This is a genomic window from Nocardioides sp. NPDC127514, from assembly GCF_040302125.1.
GTDB lineage: Bacteria > Actinomycetota > Actinomycetes > Propionibacteriales > Nocardioidaceae > Nocardioides.
Genome location: NZ_JBEORF010000016.1, coordinates 112350 through 128994 on the forward strand (window position 1 = coordinate 112350; position 16645 = coordinate 128994).

General features: G+C 69.8%; 20 protein-coding genes. 8 read left to right on the plus strand and 12 right to left on the minus strand.

Translation table 11 applies throughout. From position 1 onward, the window contains the following. Nucleotides 1-26: 26 nt before the first annotated feature. Nucleotides 27-1376, minus strand: coding sequence for a cation:dicarboxylate symporter family transporter (locus tag ABTX24_RS14560; RefSeq protein ID WP_350840523.1), 1350 nt, complete (start codon nt 1374-1376; stop codon nt 27-29). 142 nt (nt 1377-1518) lie between these two features. Here ABTX24_RS14560 and ABTX24_RS14565 point away from each other — a divergent pair, with 142 nt between their 5' ends. The 4 genes from ABTX24_RS14565 (at nt 1519) to ABTX24_RS14580 (ending at nt 5325) form a co-directional block, all read left to right on the plus strand. Beyond that, nucleotides 1519-3123 carry a sensor histidine kinase gene (locus ABTX24_RS14565; protein ID WP_350840525.1) on the plus strand — a complete coding sequence of 535 codons (1605 nt, stop codon included), beginning with the start codon at nt 1519-1521 and terminating at the stop codon, nt 3121-3123. Beyond that, nucleotides 3120-3812 carry a response regulator gene (locus ABTX24_RS14570; RefSeq protein WP_350840527.1) on the plus strand — a complete coding sequence of 231 codons (693 nt, stop codon included), beginning with the start codon at nt 3120-3122 and terminating at the stop codon, nt 3810-3812. Before ABTX24_RS14565 ends, ABTX24_RS14570 begins: the two co-directional genes overlap by 4 nt. Nucleotides 3813-3876: 64 nt before the next feature. Next, a complete protein-coding gene (locus tag ABTX24_RS14575; protein WP_350840529.1) occupies nt 3877-4620 on the plus strand; it encodes a class I SAM-dependent DNA methyltransferase in 744 nt (247 codons plus the stop codon). Nucleotides 4621-4782: 162 nt separating this feature from the next. Beyond that, complete coding sequence (locus tag ABTX24_RS14580; protein ID WP_350840531.1) at nt 4783-5325, plus strand: Uma2 family endonuclease; 543 nt, start codon at nt 4783-4785, stop codon at nt 5323-5325. A 5-nt stretch (nt 5326-5330) separates the two neighbouring features. On the opposite strand, the gene ABTX24_RS14585 is transcribed toward ABTX24_RS14580, so the two are convergent. Genes ABTX24_RS14585 through ABTX24_RS14605 form a run of 5 tightly spaced genes read right to left on the minus strand, consistent with a single transcriptional unit; the run spans nt 5331 to nt 8683 of the window. After that, nucleotides 5331-5624, minus strand: a complete 294-nt coding sequence (locus tag ABTX24_RS14585) for a hypothetical protein (RefSeq protein ID WP_350840533.1) — start codon at nt 5622-5624, stop codon at nt 5331-5333. Then, nucleotides 5621-5914: a hypothetical protein gene (locus tag ABTX24_RS14590; RefSeq protein ID WP_091040955.1), complete on the minus strand. Its 294-nt coding sequence runs from the start codon at nt 5912-5914 to the stop codon at nt 5621-5623. The genes ABTX24_RS14585 and ABTX24_RS14590 overlap by 4 nt, the downstream gene beginning before the upstream one ends. A 9-nt stretch (nt 5915-5923) precedes the next feature. Beyond that, nucleotides 5924-6694: a nucleotidyltransferase domain-containing protein gene (locus ABTX24_RS14595; RefSeq protein WP_350840535.1), complete on the minus strand. Its 771-nt coding sequence runs from the start codon at nt 6692-6694 to the stop codon at nt 5924-5926. A gap of 5 nt (nt 6695-6699) precedes the next feature. Next, a complete protein-coding gene (locus ABTX24_RS14600; RefSeq protein WP_160022524.1) occupies nt 6700-7236 on the minus strand; it encodes a GNAT family N-acetyltransferase in 537 nt (178 codons plus the stop codon). A gap of 4 nt (nt 7237-7240) precedes the next feature. Beyond that, nucleotides 7241-8683, minus strand: coding sequence for a glycine hydroxymethyltransferase (locus tag ABTX24_RS14605; protein ID WP_350840537.1), 1443 nt, complete (start codon nt 8681-8683; stop codon nt 7241-7243). Between the two features lie 464 nt (nt 8684-9147). Here ABTX24_RS14605 and ABTX24_RS14610 point away from each other — a divergent pair, with 464 nt between their 5' ends. From ABTX24_RS14610 to ABTX24_RS14625, 4 genes are read left to right on the plus strand one after another with little or no spacing between them, the layout of a single operon-like run. Continuing rightward, nucleotides 9148-10872 (plus strand): nitrite/sulfite reductase, encoded by a 1725-nt coding sequence (locus ABTX24_RS14610; RefSeq protein ID WP_350840539.1) that lies wholly within the window; start codon nt 9148-9150, stop codon nt 10870-10872. Next, nucleotides 10869-11039: a hypothetical protein gene (locus ABTX24_RS14615; protein ID WP_350659041.1), complete on the plus strand. Its 171-nt coding sequence runs from the start codon at nt 10869-10871 to the stop codon at nt 11037-11039. Before ABTX24_RS14610 ends, ABTX24_RS14615 begins: the two co-directional genes overlap by 4 nt. Beyond that, complete coding sequence (locus tag ABTX24_RS14620) at nt 11036-11779, plus strand: phosphoadenylyl-sulfate reductase (protein WP_141792939.1); 744 nt, start codon at nt 11036-11038, stop codon at nt 11777-11779. Before ABTX24_RS14615 ends, ABTX24_RS14620 begins: the two co-directional genes overlap by 4 nt. A 53-nt stretch (nt 11780-11832) precedes the next feature. Beyond that, nucleotides 11833-12576: a sirohydrochlorin chelatase gene (locus ABTX24_RS14625; RefSeq protein ID WP_160022518.1), complete on the plus strand. Its 744-nt coding sequence runs from the start codon at nt 11833-11835 to the stop codon at nt 12574-12576. 82 nt (nt 12577-12658) lie between these two features. On the opposite strand, the gene ABTX24_RS14630 is transcribed toward ABTX24_RS14625, so the two are convergent. From ABTX24_RS14630 to ABTX24_RS14655, 6 genes are read right to left on the minus strand one after another with little or no spacing between them, the layout of a single operon-like run. After that, a complete protein-coding gene (locus ABTX24_RS14630) occupies nt 12659-13069 on the minus strand; it encodes a DUF3037 domain-containing protein (RefSeq protein ID WP_160022516.1) in 411 nt (136 codons plus the stop codon). Further along, nucleotides 13069-13851 (minus strand): HipA family kinase, encoded by a 783-nt coding sequence (locus tag ABTX24_RS14635; protein WP_160022514.1) that lies wholly within the window; start codon nt 13849-13851, stop codon nt 13069-13071. Before ABTX24_RS14635 ends, ABTX24_RS14630 begins: the two co-directional genes overlap by 1 nt. Next, nucleotides 13848-14690, minus strand: a complete 843-nt coding sequence (locus tag ABTX24_RS14640; RefSeq protein WP_160022512.1) for a PPK2 family polyphosphate kinase — start codon at nt 14688-14690, stop codon at nt 13848-13850. Before ABTX24_RS14640 ends, ABTX24_RS14635 begins: the two co-directional genes overlap by 4 nt. Nucleotides 14691-14708: 18 nt before the next feature. After that, nucleotides 14709-15404, minus strand: a complete 696-nt coding sequence (locus tag ABTX24_RS14645) for a GNAT family N-acetyltransferase (protein ID WP_160022510.1) — start codon at nt 15402-15404, stop codon at nt 14709-14711. A 23-nt stretch (nt 15405-15427) separates the two neighbouring features. Next, nucleotides 15428-15928, minus strand: coding sequence for a phosphoribosyltransferase (locus ABTX24_RS14650; protein WP_091040933.1), 501 nt, complete (start codon nt 15926-15928; stop codon nt 15428-15430). After that, the gene (locus ABTX24_RS14655; protein WP_160022508.1) at nt 15925-16641 is read right to left on the minus strand and encodes a regulatory protein RecX; all 717 of its coding nucleotides are present in this window, start codon (nt 16639-16641) and stop codon (nt 15925-15927) included. The genes ABTX24_RS14650 and ABTX24_RS14655 overlap by 4 nt, the downstream gene beginning before the upstream one ends. Between the last annotated feature and the right edge of the window lie 4 nt (nt 16642-16645).

Genomic DNA, 16645 nt, shown 5'->3' on the forward strand with positions numbered 1-16645 from the left:
CGGCGTACGGCCTGTCGTCGTGGGGTCTAGACGAGCGCCTTGTCGGTTTCTGCCGCAGGCGGGGCGGCGTGGTCGTCGACCATGGTCGTCTCGTCGAACGGGTCCTGACCGTCCAGGACGCGGTCGAGCTGGCTGTGGTCGACCGTCTTGGTCCAGTGGCCGACCAGGACGGTGGCGACCGAGTTGCCGGCGAAGTTGGTCAGCGCGCGGGCCTCGGACATGAACCGGTCGATGCCCACGATGAGCCCGACCCCGTCGACCATCTCCGGGCGGTGGGACTGCAGCCCGCCGGCCAGTGTCGCCAGGCCGGCGCCGGTGACACCGGCGGCACCCTTGGAGGCGATCATCATGAACAGCAGCAGCCCGATCTGCTCGCCGATGCTCAGCGGGTCGCCCATCGTGTCGGCGATGAAGATCGAGGCCATCGTCAGGTAGATCGCGGTGCCGTCGAGGTTGAACGAGTAGCCCGTGGGGACCACGACACCGACGGTCGCCTTCTCGACACCGGCGTGCTCCATCTTCGCGATCAGGCGCGGGAGGGCCGACTCGGACGAGCTGGTGGAGAGGATGAGCAGGAACTCGCGGGCGAGGTACTTGAGCAGCTTGAAGAGGTTGACGCCGGTCGCCAGCTTGAGGAGCACGCCCAGGATGCCGAAGACGAAGATCGCGCAGGTGACGTAGAAGGCAACCATGATGACGGCGAGGCTCTTCAGGGCGTCGATGCCGGTCTCGCCCACCACACCGGCGATGGCGCCGAAGGCACCGACCGGGGCGGCCCACATGATCATCGCGAGCACCCGGAAGATCAGGTTCTGGATCATGGTGATCGCCTTGAGGATCGGCTTGCCCGACTCACCCATCCGCTGCAGCGCGAAGCCGACCAGGAGCGCGACCAGCAGCGTCTGCAGCACCACGCCGGAGGTCAGCGCCGAGAAGAGCGAGGTCGGGATGATGCTGAGGAGGAAGTCCGTCGTGCTCGCGTGACCCTCCGAGGCAGCCTCCTGGCCCGCGCTGGACGCGTCCGAGCTCAGCTGGAGGCCGGTGCCCGGGTCGATGATGTTGCCGACGACCACGCCGATCGCCAGGGCGACCGTGGACATCACGATGAAGTAGGCCAGCGCCAGGCCACCGACCTTGCCGACCTTGGCCGCGTTGGCGACCGAGCCGACGCCGATGACCAGGGTGCAGAAGATGATCGGCTGGATCATCATCTTGATCAGGTTCACGAAGGCCGTGCCGATCGGCTTCAGCTCCACCGCGAACGACGGGGCGATCAACCCGACCAGAATGCCGAGGACCACCGCGGCGATCACCGCGATGTAGAGATAGTGTGTCCGGTCCTTCTTGGGTCTTGTCTCAGTCGTGGTCGTACTCATCGTTCCTCCTGGTCCGGTGTGTCCTGCCCTCCGGGGCAACTCGGGCAACTCTCCGGGAGAACGTGACGACCGTCACTGTTGTGTTCGTTGTGTTCGTGGCCACGATCACATCCACGCAACGGAGGTGGTCCAGAATGTTGTCGTGCCCCGTGTCCACCCGTTCCGCCCCCGCGTTCTCCGCGATCGGCCGGTGGCCCAGCAGGTGCTTCTCCTGCAGTTCGGCACGGTGCTGCTGCTCGTCGTCACCGGCATCCTGATGGCCTCCTACGACGCCCAGCGCGACTCCTACAGCCGCGCCACCCAGCGCGCGGTGGCGGTCGCTCAGACCGTCGCCGACTCCCCCACCGTCAGCACGGCGCTGCGCGGCGAGGACCCGACCGCGACCCTCCAGCCCTGGACCGAGCAGGTACGCCGCGACACCGACACCGACTTCGTCGTGGTGATGGCGCTGGACCGCACCCGCTACACCCACACCGACCCGCGTCAGATCGGCGGAAAGTTCGTCGGCGACCTCGGCGGCGCGCCCGAGGGCGAGGTCTTCACCCAGCAGTACACCGGGACGCTCGGGCCATCGGTCCGCTCGGTGGTGCCGGTCGAGGACGGCGACGAGGTCGTCGCGCTCGTCTCCGTCGGCATCACGGTCAGCGACATCAACCGCGGTCTCCGGCGCGACGTCACGATCGTGCTGCTGTGCGGCGCGCTGGTGCTGGCCGTGGGGCTGACCGGTGCCTGGCTGCTGAGCAGGCGCCTGCACCGGCTGACCCATGGCATGGGCGAGCGTGAGCTGGCCCGGATGTACGAGTACTACTCCGCCGTCCTCCACTCGGTCCGCGAAGGTCTGCTCCTGCTCGACGGGGAGGGGCGCGTGCAGCTGGTCAACGACGAGGCGCGGCGCCTGCTGGCGCTGCCGGAGGACGTCATCGGCACCCGGATCGAGGACCTCGACCTGGCGCCCGGGCTGGTCGCCGCCGCGCGCGGCCGCACCGCCGAGTCCGACGACCTCTACCTCGCCGGCGAGCGGATCCTGGTGGTCTCCTCGGCACCCGCGCTGTGGGACGGCCGCGAGGTCGGCGCCGTGGTGACGCTGCGCGACCACACCGAGCTGCGCTCGGTGACCGGCGAGCTCGAGGTCGTACGCCGCCTCACCGAGTCGCTCCGCTCCCAGAACCACGAGGCGGCCAACCGGCTCCACACCGTGGTCTCCCTCATCGAGATGGGCCGCGAGCAGGACGCGGTCGAGTTCGCCACCGAGGAGCTCCAGGTCGCCCAGCTCCTCACCGACCGGGTCGTCGGCGCGGTCGAGGATCCCGTCGTGGCCGCGCTCCTGCTTGGCAAGTCGGCCGAGGCGGCCGAGCAGGGCGTCGAGTTCCGGATCGTCGGCGAGGTGCCGTCGGGCACCGGCATCCCGCCCCGCGACCTGGTGACGGTGCTGGGCAACCTCGTCGACAACGCCTTCGATGCGGTCTCCGGCGTCGAGTCCCGCCAGGTCGAGGTCCACCTGACCGGTGACGACGACACCCTCACGGTGCGCGTGGGCGACAGCGGACCCGGCTTGGACGACGCCGACTCGGCTCGCGTCCTCGACCGCGGCTGGACCACGAAGGCCGAGCCCGGCACCGGCCGCGGCCTGGGCCTCGCGCTGGTCGGGCAGATCGCCCGGCGTCATGGCGGCGAGGTCGCCATCGGCCGCTCGCACCTCGGCGGGGCCGAGTTCACCGTCACCCTCGGCACGGAGGTGGCCGGATGAACGTGCGTGTCCTGGTCGTCGAGGACGAGGCGCTCGCCGCCGAGGCCCACGCGGCGTACGTCGGCCGGGTCTCGGGCTTCGCCCTGGCCGGAGTCGCACGCTCGGCGCGCGAGGCGGTCCGCGCGCTCGATGCAGCCCGCGACGCCGGCACTCCGGTCGACCTGATCCTGCTCGACATGAACCTGCCCGACGGGCACGGGCTCGGGCTGCTCAGCAGGCTGCGTGCCGCCGGCCACCTGTGCGACGTGATCGCGGTGACCGCGGCACGGGACACCAAGGTCGTGCGGCAGGCCGTCGTGCAGGGGGTCGTGCTCTACCTGCTCAAGCCGTTCACGTTCGCGACGTTCCGGGACAAGCTCGAGCAGTACGCCGACTATCGCGCCCGCCTGGACGCTGCCCCCGAGGAGGTCGTCCAGGACGAGGTCGACCAGCTGCTGGGGTCGCTGCGACCCACCGGCAGCACACCGCTGCCCAAGGGCATGAGCGCGGAGACGCTGCGGGCGGTGACGGCCGCGCTGCGCGAGGCCGACCGCGACCTGTCCGCGAGCGAGGTCGCCGCGGTGGTCGGCGCGTCTCGGGTGACCGCGCGGCGCTACCTCGAGCATCTCGCCGACAAGGGCCTGGCCGCGCGCGGGGTCCGCTACGGTCCCAGCGGCGGCCGGCCCGAGGTCGGCTACTCCTGGCTCTGAGCCGGACGTCAGACCTGGAAAATGGTTCGCGCCGGGGACATCTCGCCGGGCAGAGTCGAGGCCCATGACCAGCAGCGACCTGTGGACCCGCGACGACGCCGAGCGCTACGACGACCCCGACGACTGGGTCAACTCACCCGAGGTGACCGGCCCGGTGGCCCGCTTCCTCGCCGACCTCGCCGACGGCGGCCCCGCGCTCGAGCTCGCCATCGGGACGGGCCGGATCGGCGTACCGCTGCGGGAGCTGGGGGAGCCGGTCACCGGCATCGAGCTGTCCCAGCCGATGGTCGACGTCCTACGGCGCAAGGTCACCGAGGAGGAGATCCCGGTCGTGGTCGGTGACATGGCCTCCGCCGAGGCGCCTGGGGTCGGGACGTATTCGTTGGTCTATCTGGTCTTCAATACGATCGGGAACCTGCGTACGCAGGAGGAGCAGGTCGCCTGCTTCGCCAATGCCGCTCGTCATCTGGCACCGGGCGGGCGCTTTCTGGTCGAGGTCGGCGTGCCCAGCCTGCGGCGGCTTCCTCCCGGCAGCCCGGCGATCCCGTTCGACGTCTCCGCAGCGCACCTCGGGTTCGACACCTACGATCTGGTCACCCAGCAGGCGATCTCGCACCACTACACCCGCGAGGCCGACGGCCGCTTCCGCTACGGGCCACATAACTTCCGGTTCGTGTGGCCCTCCGAGCTCGACCTGATGGCGAGGTTGGCCGGGATGACGCTGGAGGCGAGGTACGCCGGCTGGGACCGCTCTGAGTTCACCAGCGACTCCACGAGTCATGTGTCCGTCTGGCGCGTGCCCGCATAGCGCTGGACCCGCTACCGCGGATCGAAGAGACTGGAGACGGACGACGAATCCACCTATCCAGAGACGACCGAGCGAGGTCGAGCGGCGAGCTTGCTCGTCTGCTCGCGCCGAGCGAGGGAGTAACCGCGCGAAGCGCGGCTCGCCACCAGAAGGGAGCATGTGATGAGCATCGCCAGCCATTCTGACGACCTCACGCGCGTCCCGATGTCGTGGGACGAGTATCTCGCCCTCGAGGACACCCCGGGTGAGTACTACGGAGGATCGCTCGTCACCTTGGCACCGCCAGGACGCAAACACCAGCGCATCATGTTCGAGCTCCAGACGCTGATCCGCCACCATCTCGCTCCGGGCACCGATGTGACCCAAGCATGGGGGTGGTCGCCGAACGACGTGCGAGAAGAGCTCATCCCCGACCTCATGGTCCATGTCCAGACCGACGAGGAACGGACGTTGACCAGCACACCGCACCTGGTTGTCGAGATCCTCTCCAGCAACCGTCGCGACGACCTCGTCGGCAAGCTCAACCGCTACGCCCAGTGGGGCGCCCCGGCGTACTGGATCGTCGACCCTCGTGACCATGTCATCCTGACCCATCGCCTCGAGGACGGCTACTTCGTGGAGACCGGCAGATACACGGACGGGCCGGCGACGCTGACCTACGGCGACGTCAAGGTCCCGGTCGACGTCGACGCTCTCCTCGGCTGATCGCGTCAATCGCCGCGCTGGAACTCCCAAGCGAGCCGTATCGCTGACTTCACGGCCTCTGCAGGGGCACGGTCGAGGTAGGCCTCGATCTTGTGATGGGCCTCCATCCGGGGCGGGATGCCGAAGGCGTCCGGCCAGCGGTCGATCAGCGCCTCGCGGCGCTCGACCGGGACCCGGACGAGCAGGGTGGTCGGGTCGACCAGCCGAGCGACCAGGCGGTCGTGGACATACCAGCCACGCGGTTTGTGGCGGCAGCCGTCCAGCGAGGAGAGGAAGGCGTCGACCTCATCCGGAGTCATGCCTGTGGAGCGTACGCCGCCCGCCACCGCTCGGCAGCCACCTGCGCGGCCTCGCTGATCAGCGCGGTCAGCTCGGGGCGGTCCGGGACCGGGAACGAGGTGTAGGCGCTGCGGCCTCCTTCGACCGGGCGGCCGTACGCCTTGGCGGCGAGGCGCCCGTCGGGCAGGAGACGTACGTTGAGGGTGCTGAGCCGGAAGACCACGTCGCGGCGGGTGTCGGTCCACTGAAGGGCCTCGGGAACGGCGACATTGATCGCCAGGGCGCTGACCTCGACCTCATCACTCGTCACGGGCCGAGTCTAGGGCTGCCACAGCCCGATCTCCGCCGCGAAGCGGGTGGCGATGGACTCGATCACGCCACCGCCAGCGAGCATCGCCTCGGTCTCGTCCGCGGACGCGCCCCCGCTGTCGCACAGTGTCCGGAGCCTGGCCAGCTCGGGCGCCAGTGTTGGTTCGATCTCGCTCCAGCGGGCGGCGGCCGCGAAGCGGTCGGTGGTCCAGGTCCCGTCGTGGACGCTGACCAGGCCGGCGAGGGCGAGCAGGGACTTGCGTGCGATCCGGCGGGACAGGTCGCTCGGGTCGTCGCGACCGAGGGCGGCTCGCCACCGGCGCAGGGCACGCTCGATGTCGCCGTTGAAGCCGCGGGCGGCACGAGCGTCTGCCGGGAATCCGGGCAGGGCCTCGCCGGGGTCGGGGCCGGCCAGGTGGGCGCAGTAGTGGCGCAGGAAGACGCGGTTGCCGTACGCCTCGTCGCCGTCCCCGGCGTAGTCGTCGGAGGACGCGGCGGCGATCTCGACGCCGCGGCAGACCCGGTCGAAGGCCGCCGATGCCTCGGCGCCGAGCGCGGAGGCGTACGTCGCCGGGAGTCCGATCGTCAGCAGGTCGACGTCGGAGGTCGGCTCGGTGGCCGTGCCGTTGGCCACCGAGCCGTAGACGTGGACCGACACCTCGGGTGGAACCCGCCCGAGGACGTACGCCAGGACCGGCTCGTACGCGGCCGGCACCCGGTCACGGCGCGCTCCCGTGACGATCAGACCCTCGGGGGTCACGCCCTCGCGTGGGTCGGCCATCGCGGTCAGGTGAGGCGGAGCGCCATCTTCGACTCGGTGCGCGGGTCGCCCTCGGGGAAGGGCTGCGTCTCGCCGGTGAGCTCGAAGCCGAGACGCTCGTAGAGGCGGCGCCCGGACTCGTTGCCGTCGACGACCCACAGGGTCAGCACGGAGGCGCCGTCACGACGCGCCCAGCCGGCGACGGCCAGGATGAGGCCCTCGGCGAGACCGTGGCCACGCGCCTCGGGGGCCAGCCACATGTTGATCAGGTGGTGCTCGCCGTCGTGGATGATCCCGGCGGCGAGCCCGGAAGGCTTCTCGCCGAGCCAGGCGATGTAGGCGGCGCCGGACGCGGCCCAGAGCCGCCAGCGCTCGTCGGGCCAGGTCACCACCTCGTCGTAGGAGGCCCAGAACGCACGAGGAGTGTCCTGGAGAGCCGCGAGGCGCACCTTCTTCAGCGCCGGCCACTCGTCCTCGACGACGACACGCACCTCGGCCGTCGGGACCACCTTCTCAGGGGCCCCGACGCCGGGGATCGAGCTGGGTCGCTTCGGAGCAGGCACGAGCTCAGGCGAGGTCGAGACCGGGGTACAGCGGGAACTTCGCGAGCAGCTCCGCCGCGGCGGCCTTGGTGTTGTCGGCGACGGAGTCCTCGATGACGTAGGACGCCTTGGACGGGCCGCCGGCCTTCGTGGTGCCGGGGGTGGTCTTCGAGAGCACGTCGACGATGAGCTCGGCGACGCGGTCGAACTCGTCGGCGCCGAAGCCGCGAGTCGTCAGCGCCGGGGTGCCGAGGCGGATGCCCGAGGTGTACCAGGCACCGTTGGGGTCGGCCGGGACCGAGTTGCGGTTGGTGACCACGCCGGAGTCGAGCAGCGCCGACTCGGCCTGGCGGCCGGTGAGGCCGAAGCTGGTCACGTCCAGCAGGACGAGGTGGTTGTCGGTGCCGCCGGTGACGAGCTTGGCGCCGCGCTTGAGGAAGCCCTCGGCGAGCGACTTGGCGTTGTCGGCGACCTCCTGGGCGTAGATCTGGAAGCTCTCCTGCTTCGCCTCGGCGAACGCGACGGCCTTCGCGGCCATGACGTGCGAGAGCGGGCCGCCGAGGACCATCGGGCAGCCGCGGTCGACGCTCGGGGCGTACTCCTCGGTGGCCAGGATGAAGCCGCCGCGCGGGCCGCGCAGGGACTTGTGCGAGGTCGAGGTGACGACGTGGGCGTAGGGGACCGGGTTCTCCTCGCCCTGGAACACCTTGCCGGCGACGAGGCCGGCGAAGTGGGCCATGTCGACCATCAGGGTGGCGCCGACCTCGTCGGCGATCTCGCGCATCTTGGCGAAGTTCACCCGGCGCGGGTAGGCGGAGTAGCCGGCCACGATGATCAGCGGCTGGAACTCCTTGGCCTTGGCGCGCAGCGAGTCGTAGTCGAGCAGCCCGGTCTCCGGGTCGGTGCCGTACTGGTTCTGGTGGAACATCTTGCCGGAGATGTTCGGGCGGAAGCCGTGGGTGAGGTGGCCGCCGGCGTCCAGCGACATGCCCAGCAGGCGCTGGTTGCCGAGCTCGCCACGCAGCGTCTCCCAGTCGGCCTCGGAGAGCTCGTTCATGTTCTTGACGGCCATCTTCTCCAGCCACGGGCCCTCGACCCGGTGGGCGAGGATGGCCCAGTACGCCGTCAGGTTGGCGTCGATGCCGGAGTGCGGCTGCACGTAGGCGTACTCCGCACCGAAGAGCTCCTTGGCGTGCTCGGCGGCGATCTGCTCGACGGTGTCGACGTTCTGGCAGCCGGCGTAGAAGCGGTGACCGACGGTGCCCTCGGCGTACTTGTCGGAGAACCAGGTGCCCATCGTCATCAGCGTGGCGGGGCTCGCGTAGTTCTCGCTCGCGATCAGCTTGAGGCTGGCGCGCTGGTCAGCGAGCTCCTGCTTGGTCGCCTCGGCGATGCGGGGCTCCACGGAGGCGATGACCTCGAGGGCTTGGTTGTAGGCAGAACTCGTCAAGGCGGACAGATCGCTCATAGGTCACAGCGTAGTCAGCCGCGCGGACGAGAGCAGCATCGTGGTCGCCCGGTGCGTTGCGTACGTCCTCTATCACCGCCCACGGGAATGACCGACTGCTCAGCCTGGTTAAGAGACCGTGACCAGATGGTGACCTCGGCCACACCGCCCGCGTGAACGAGCGGGAACGTCCCACATAACGGACCGATGTCTCATATATCGGGATTCCAGATTGCGTGAGGGCCGTCCGCTACCTGAGACTCCTTGACATGGTCACTGCTGCAACACATGCGCACCTCGTGGTTCGACGCCACGTGGACTATTGCCGCATCCGCAGCTCGATCTGTTGGCGCCACTGACGCCCAGCGCTCCGCATCCCCCGCGTCGAGCCGCTGGCCCGCCGCCCGACAGACATCCCGGGCGCCCGCCGCGAGCACGTCCCTGCTCCGCCGTGCGTCCACGACCGACGCAAAGGTTTCTCTGACATGAGCGACAACCGGTTTCAGGCCAAGCGCGCCACCCGAACCGAGATCCCCCGGCCCAAGAAGGGCGAGGGCCAGTGGGCCCTCGGCTACACCGAGCCGCTGAACAAGAACGAGGAGTCGAAGAAGAACGACGACCCGCTCAACGTTCGCGACCGGATCCTCTACACCTACTCCAAGCGCGGGTTCGACTCGATCGACCCGGCCGACATGCGCGGCCGCTTCCGCTGGTTCGGTCTCTACACCCAGCGCAAGCCCGGGATCGACGGCGGCAAGACCGCCATCCTCGAGGAAGAGGAGCTCGACGACCGCTACTTCATGATGCGCGTCCGCTCCGACGGCAAGCTCCTCTCCCCCGCCGCGGTGCGCACCCTGGGTCAGATCGGCGTCGACTTCGCGCGGGACACCGCCGACATCACCGACCGCGAGAACATCCAGTACCACTGGATCGAGATCGAGAACGTCCCGGAGATCTGGTCGCGCCTCGAGGAGGTCGGGCTGCACTCGACCGAGGCCTGCGGTGACTCGCCGCGTCCGTTCCTCGGCTCGCCGGTCGCCGGCGTCGCAGCCGACGAGATCATCGACGGCACCTCGGCGCTGCGCGAGATCGAGTCCCGCTACCTGGGCGACCCGGCCTTCTCGAACTTCCCGCGCAAGTTCAAGACCGCTCTGACCGGCCACCCCTCGCACGACGTGGCGCCCGAGATCAACGACATCGCGTTCGTCGGCACCGTCCACCCCGAGCACGGCCCCGGCTTCGACGTCTGGGTCGGCGGCGGTCTCTCCACCAACCCGCGCCTGGCCGAGAAGCTCGGCGTGTGGGTGCCGATCGACGAGGTCGCCGACGTGTGGGCCGGCGTCGCGGGCATCTTCCGCGACTACGGCTACCGCCGGCTCCGTTCGCGCGCCCGGCTGAAGTTCCTGGTCGCCGACTGGGGCAAGGAGAAGTTCCGCGAGGTCCTCGAGAACGAGTACCTCGACCGTCAGCTGGTCTCCAACCCCTCACCCGAGTCGCCCCTGGGCCACCGCGACCACGTCGGCATCCACGACCAGAAGGACGGCAAGAAGTACGTCGGTCTGGCCCCGATCGCCGGCCGCATCTCCGGCACCCACCTGGTCGAGCTCGCCGGCGTGATGGAGAAGTTCGCCGTCGAGGGCGCTCGGCTCACGCCGTACCAGAAGATCGTGCTGATCGGGGTCTCGCCCGAGGTGGTCGAGGACCTGGTCACCGCGCTGGACGCGATCGGCTTCTCGGCGCGGCCCTCCAACTGGCGCCAGAACACGATGGCCTGCACCGGCATCGAGTTCTGCAAGCTCGCGATCGTGGACACCAAGGACCGGGCGCGCGACCTGATCGCCTCGCTCGAGTCGCGGTTCCCCGAGCTCGACGCCTCCATCACCGTCAACGTCAACGGCTGCCCCAACGCCTGCGCGCGGACCCAGGTCGCCGACATCGGCCTCAAGGGTCAGCTGGTCCTCGACGAGGAGGGCAACCAGGTCGAGGGCTTCCAGGTGCACCTGGGCGGCGCGACCGGGCTGACCGCCAACTTCGGGCGCAAGCTGCGCGCGCACAAGGTCACCTCGGCCGGGCTCGACGACTACATCTCCGCGCTGGTCGTCAACTACCTGGCCGACCGCACCGACGGCGAGACCTTCTCCGCCTGGACCGCGCGGGCCGACGAGGTCCTGTTGCGCGGCGAGAAGACCCTCGACGAGGTGACCGCATGAGCGAGCGTGCAAGCACCCCGTTCCACTGCCCGTTCTGTGGCGAGACCGACCTGTGGCCGCACGAGGCCACGCACGGGTCATGGGAATGCCGCGCCTGCCTGCGCGCCTTCCAGCTGAAGTCACTGGGACAGATCTCTCGGGCAACCACGAAGGAGGCGCACCGATGAGCGTCAGCACAGCAGCCGCCCGTGCCAACCGCGCGGTGGACACCGAGGGACGTACGCCCGAGGAGCTGCGCGAGATCGTCTCCCACTGGGGAGCCGAGCTCGAGCTCGCCCCGGCCGAGACGATCATCGAGTGGGCCGCCGCCACCTTCGGTGAGAGGTTCGCGATCACGTCCTCCATGGGGGACGCGGTCCTGGCTCATCTCGCCTCGAAGGTCGTACCCGGGATCGACGTGGTCTTCCTCGACACCGGCTACCACTTCATCGAGACGATCGGCACCCGCGACGCCGTCGAGGCGACGATGCCGGTCAACCTCCTCACGATCACGCCCGTGCAGAGCGTGGCGGAGCAGGACGCCGAGTACGGTAAGGACCTCTACCGGACCGACCCCGACCTGTGCTGCGCGCTGCGCAAGGTCAAGCCCCTGGCCGACTCGCTCGCCTCCTACGACGCCTGGGCCACCGGCCTGCGCCGCGCAGAGACGAAGAACCGGGTCATCGCACCGGTCATCGGCTGGGACGCCAAGCGCCAGAAGGTCAAGGTCTCGCCGATGGCGCGATGGTCCGACGAGCAGGTCGAGCGATATATCGAGGACAACGGAGTACTCGTGAACCCGCTCGTCTACGACGGGTATCCCTCGATCGGTTGCGCGCCGTGCACCCGCCGGGTAGCCCCCGGCGAGGACCCGCGCAGCGGGCGATGGGCCGGCACCGGCAAGACCGAGTGCGGCATCCACGCCTGACCTCCCCATCACAGACTTTCCGACGTTCCCGCAACACCCGAAGGATGAAGACAATGGCAGCTCCCGCTCTGGTAGCCCTGGCTCACGGCAGCCGCGATCCGCAGTCAGCCGCGACCATCAACGCCCTCGTTGCCGAGGTACGCGCCCTGCGCCCCGACCTCCGCATCGAAGCCGCCTTCCTCGACCACTCCCGGCCGCGTTTCCAGGCCGTCGTCGACAAGCTGGTCAAGGCCGGCCACGACGAGATCGTCGTCGTGCCCCTGCTCCTGACCGAGGCGTTCCACGCCCGTGTCGACGTACCCTCGGTCATCGCCGAGGCCACCGCGCGCCACTCCGGCCTGCGCATCCACACCAGCGAGATCCTCGGCCTCGAGAGCGTCTTCCTGCAGGTGCTCGACGAGCGCCTGCGGGCGTCGCTGAAGGCCGCGCGGGTGCGCGAGCTCGACGCGCTCGTCCTGGCCGCCGCCGGCTCCTCGGACTCGCTGGCCAACCAGTCGGTCGCCCGCCTGGCCCGGATCTGGGGTGCCCACCACAAGCTCCCGGTCGTGGCCGCGTACGCCTCGGCCGCTCCGCCGGCCACCGGCGAGGCCGTGCGTGCCTTCCGTGCGGAGGGGCGCCGCCACATCGCCGTCGGCATGCTCTTCCTGGCTCCCGGGCAGCTGCCCGACCGCGCCAAGGAGCTTGCCCTCGAGGCCGGCGCCGTCGCGGTCAGCGACCCGATGGGCGCCCACCCCGAGGTCGCCCGCACCATCTTGGCCCGCTACGCCGTCGGTGCTGTCGAGCTCGTCCCGGTCTGATCCACACCGCGCCGAGTCGGCGCATCCTGACATCGAATCCCGCCGAGTCGGCGCGTCATGACGCGCCGACTCGGCGGGGTTTTCAGGTGATCTGGTGGGCGAAGACGCGGTCCAGCTCGGCTGGGGCGTCCGCCGTCACCCCGCCGTGGACGGGGCCGGGCTGGAGGACGGTGCTCTTCGGGGCCTTGAGGAGGCCGAAGCGGGCCGACTCGTTGTCGGAGAGCGCCCGGAGGCCGTACGCCGTGGCTCGGACCCCCGCGCCGAAGCCGGCGTGGGCGGCGCCGGCGCAGATCAGGTCCACCGACTCCAGGGCGGCCCGTACGAGGGAGAGGTCGAGGCCCGGGGCGAAGGCGGCGAGACGCTGCTCGTCCAGCGCCCACCGGGCGGCGAGGAACTTCTGCTCGGGGCAGTAGAGGACGACGCCGACGTTGAGGAACTCCTCGCGCTCGGGGCGAGGTACGCAGCGGAGCACGACGTACTGGTAGGCGTCCATCACGCCTCCTGGGCAGGCTCGGCCGCGGGCAGCCACGGGCGCTCGCCGTCGAGGCGGGCCCGCAGGAACGCGACGTAGCGCTCGCGCAGCGACTCCGGGGTGTCGTAGCCGGGAACGGGCTCGAGCCACTCGTCGGGGACGTCGGCGAGCACCTTCTCCAGCACCGCGTCGTCGAGCCGCGCGGCGAGGTCGTCGTTCTGGGCGATCGCCTCGGCCGCGTAGGCCCGCAGGATGTGCTCGGAGGTGTCGAACGGCTGCGCCGCGTAGCGCGCCGGGTCGCCGCCTCCGCCGGGCCAGACGTGGTGGAAGTAGAGCGAGGCGCCGTGGTCGATGGCGTAGAGCGCGCCGTTCCACAGCAGCATGTTGGGGTTGCGCCAGGAGCGGTCGACGTTGGCGATCAGCGCATCCATCCACAGGATCCGCCCAGCCAGCGACGGGTCGGGCGAGTAGGCGGCGTCGTAGCCGAAGGCACCCGCCAGGAAGTCGATGCCGAGGTTGAGCCCGGCGCTCACGTTGAGGAGGTCCTGGACCTCCTCGTCGGCCTCGTAGCGGGCGATCTCGGGATCCAGATCGAGCACGACCTGGTCGGGCGTGGGGATGTCGAGCGCCCGGCACAGGCCGGTGACGATCACCTCCGCGACCAGCACTCGCAGCCCCTGTCCGGCGCCGCGGAACTTGCAGACATAGGTGCCGAGGTCATCGGCCTCCACGATCCCGGGCAGGCTGCCGCCCTCCCGGAGCGGGGTGACATACCGCGTCACCCGCACCGTCTCCAGACTCACGAGATGGTGTCCTCTTCCAGTCGTCTCTTCTCCTCGGCGACGTCGAAGGTGGGCGCGGGCCAGTCCAGATCGAGCCGGTCCAGGGTCTCCAGGAGCAGCTCGCCGATGGCCAGGTTGCGATACCACTTCTTGTCGCTCGGCACGAGGTACCACGGAGCGTACTCGGTGTTGGTGCGCTCCAGCGCAATCTCGTACGCCTCCCGGTAGCTGCCCCACAGCTGACGCTCGTCGATGTCCCCGGGGCTGTACTTCCAGTGCTTCGTCGGGTCCTCCAACCGCGCCAGGAGCCGCTTCTTCTGCTCCTTCGGCGAGATGTGCAGCATGCACTTGAGGATGATGGTGCCGGCGTCGGCCAGCCGCTTCTCGAAGTCGTTGATCGCGCCGTAGCGCCGCTCGATCTCCTCGAGTGGGGCGAGCTCGCGGACACGGCCGATCAGCACGTCCTCGTACTGGGAGCGGTCGAAGACACCGAGGTAGCCGGGTTCCGGCACCGCCTTCTCGATGCGCCACAGGAAGTCCTGGGCCCGCTCCTCGTCGGTCGGCGCCTTGAAGCTGGTGATCTTCACCCCGACGGGATCGACCAGCCCGACGGTGTGCTTGAGCACGCCGCCCTTCCCGGAGGTGTCCATCCCCTGCAGGATGAGCAGCACCCGCCTGGGGTCGTCGCTCTCCCTGGAGGCGAACAGCTTGGTCTGCAGCTCGAGCAGCATCGGACCGAGCTCGGCGAGCACCTGCTTGCCGGTCTCCTTGTCGACGTCGACGCCGGGTGCGGAGTTGGTGTCGTACTTCCGCAGGTCCACCGGTCCGGCCGGCAGCCGCAGATCGTCAAGAAGGCTCATGGCTAGACGATAGGCGCCTCAGCCGAGAACGCGCCGCAGATCCAGCGAGCAGCCGACCATCGTGGTCGTCGAGCCGTCGGGCTGAGGCTCGTCGAACCAGGTGCCCTGCTCGAAGCCGACCTTGGCGAGCATCCGCAGCGAGGCGGCGTTGCGGTGGTCGGGGGCCGCGAAGCAGGCCGTCGCCCCGGGATAGCGCCGCGGGATCGAGGTGAGCCAGACCCAGGCCATCCGCGGCCCGATCCCGCGGCCCACGAAGGCCGGCTCCCCGATCGCGTAGTCGAAGCCGATCGCGTCCGGGTCGGGGGTGAGCAGCGCATAGTCGGGCTCGTCGCTGATCCGGTAGTCCTGGCAGAACCCGATCGAGCGACCGTTGACCTCGATCACCCAGAACGTCACCGGCGTCTTGCCGTCGATGTCGGGCCCGTAGTTGTCGGCCACCCAGTCGGGTGTGGGGTCGCCGTCCACGCCGTACCACCGGTGCACGTGCTCAGCGTTGAGCCAGCGGACCAGGTGGGGCAGGTCGCCGCGGGTCATCGGCCGCAGCGCCACCACCGGCATCGGGTCGGAGGAGAACTCCTTCACCTCACCGGAGAGGTCCACCGCGTACGCAGGCCGCCCGGCGATCCTCATCGCCGCCGCTCCCCAGCTCTCCCCCGGGCGCGTCACCCCGCCGAGACGGTGTGTCCCGTTGTGGACCGCAACCGGCGTGAACATGCACCCAGGTTAACGCCGCTGGGTCAGTGGGCCTGGCCGCCGCGGCGGTCGACGAGCGGCGGCTGGGAGGACCACGGGAAGTCGATCCAGCGGTCGGTCTTCTTGTAGACGTAGTCGGCGTTGATCACCGTCCACGGCTTCTCGAAGATCACCGCGGTGCGGGCCTCGGCCACGTGGCCCTCGCAGAAGTCGTGGACGATCTCCAGGGTCTTGCCGGTGTCGGCGACGTCGTCGGCGATGAGCACCTTCATCCCAGTCAGGTCGACGGCCGCTGGGGTCGGCGGGAGCATGATCGGAACGTCGAGGCGCTCGTTGATGCCGGTGTAGAACTCCACGTTGACCGCGGACAGGTTCTTCACGTCGAGCGCGTAGCCCAGGCCCATCCCGAGGGCGAGACCACCACGGGCGATGGAGAGCACGATGTCGGGCTCGTAGCCGCTGTCGACGACCTTCTGGGCGATGTCGCGCACCGCGGTTCCGAAGAGGTCGTAGGTCAGGATCTCGCGCTCTTGCTGCTCACTCACAGATCGGATTCTGGCACGAGACCGCCGGCGCCATCGTCATCGGCCAGGCTGAGCTCCTCGCGAACGATGCTGTAGGCCACACCGGCGCCGTATCCCTTGCGGGCGAGCATCCCGACCAGACGGCGGGTCTTGGTCTGGTCGTCGAAGCGCTCCAGGGAGCGCAGCTTGCGCCGGACCATCCGCCGGCCTGCCTCACGCTCGTCGTCGGGGTCGATCTCGTCGAGCGCGTCGCGAGCCACGTCGTCGTCGATGCCCTTGCGGCGCAACTCCTGGGCCAGGGCTCGTCGGGCCAGGCCCTTGCCGGGCTGTCGGCTGGCGATCCAGGCCCTGGCGAAGGCCTCGTCGTCGATCAGGCCGACCTCTTCGAAGCGGTCCAGCAGCCGCGTCGCCAGGGCTGCCGGAACCTCCTTCTTCTCCAGCTTGTCGGCAAGCTCCTTGCGGCTGCGCGCCTGGCCGGTCAGGGCGTCGAGGAGGATCTTCCGGGCGATCGCCTCGTGGTCGGGCTCGGGGTCGTTCTTGGGATCGGCGGGATCCGCAGGGCGAGGCTGCCTCCGACGGGAACGTGTTGGTTTCGACTCGTCGTCGCTCCTTCGTCGCGACGACGGCTCAACCGACGGGGGCGGCTCGACCGACGGCGACGGGGCTTTTCCGGCCCAGGCTTCGACGCCGAGGGTCACGTCCCCCAGCCAGTCGGGCGCAGGCCGTTCGTCCACCCAG

Coding starts and splice junctions, on each gene's coding strand:
- ABTX24_RS14560 (WP_350840523.1), bottom strand. CDS start 1,376: ATGAGTACGACCACGACTGAGACAAGACCCAAGAAGGACCGGACACAC.
- ABTX24_RS14570 (WP_350840527.1), top strand. CDS start 3,120: ATGAACGTGCGTGTCCTGGTCGTCGAGGACGAGGCGCTCGCCGCCGAG.
- ABTX24_RS14575 (WP_350840529.1), top strand. CDS start 3,877: ATGACCAGCAGCGACCTGTGGACCCGCGACGACGCCGAGCGCTACGAC.
- ABTX24_RS14580 (WP_350840531.1), top strand. CDS start 4,783: ATGAGCATCGCCAGCCATTCTGACGACCTCACGCGCGTCCCGATGTCG.
- ABTX24_RS14585 (WP_350840533.1), bottom strand. CDS start 5,624: ATGACTCCGGATGAGGTCGACGCCTTCCTCTCCTCGCTGGACGGCTGC.
- ABTX24_RS14595 (WP_350840535.1), bottom strand. CDS start 6,694: ATGGCCGACCCACGCGAGGGCGTGACCCCCGAGGGTCTGATCGTCACG.
- ABTX24_RS14605 (WP_350840537.1), bottom strand. CDS start 8,683: ATGAGCGATCTGTCCGCCTTGACGAGTTCTGCCTACAACCAAGCCCTC.
- ABTX24_RS14610 (WP_350840539.1), top strand. CDS start 9,148: ATGAGCGACAACCGGTTTCAGGCCAAGCGCGCCACCCGAACCGAGATC.
- ABTX24_RS14615 (WP_350659041.1), top strand. CDS start 10,869: ATGAGCGAGCGTGCAAGCACCCCGTTCCACTGCCCGTTCTGTGGCGAG.
- ABTX24_RS14620 (WP_141792939.1), top strand. CDS start 11,036: ATGAGCGTCAGCACAGCAGCCGCCCGTGCCAACCGCGCGGTGGACACC.
- ABTX24_RS14625 (WP_160022518.1), top strand. CDS start 11,833: ATGGCAGCTCCCGCTCTGGTAGCCCTGGCTCACGGCAGCCGCGATCCG.
- ABTX24_RS14630 (WP_160022516.1), bottom strand. CDS start 13,069: ATGGACGCCTACCAGTACGTCGTGCTCCGCTGCGTACCTCGCCCCGAG.
- ABTX24_RS14640 (WP_160022512.1), bottom strand. CDS start 14,690: ATGAGCCTTCTTGACGATCTGCGGCTGCCGGCCGGACCGGTGGACCTG.
- ABTX24_RS14645 (WP_160022510.1), bottom strand. CDS start 15,404: ATGTTCACGCCGGTTGCGGTCCACAACGGGACACACCGTCTCGGCGGG.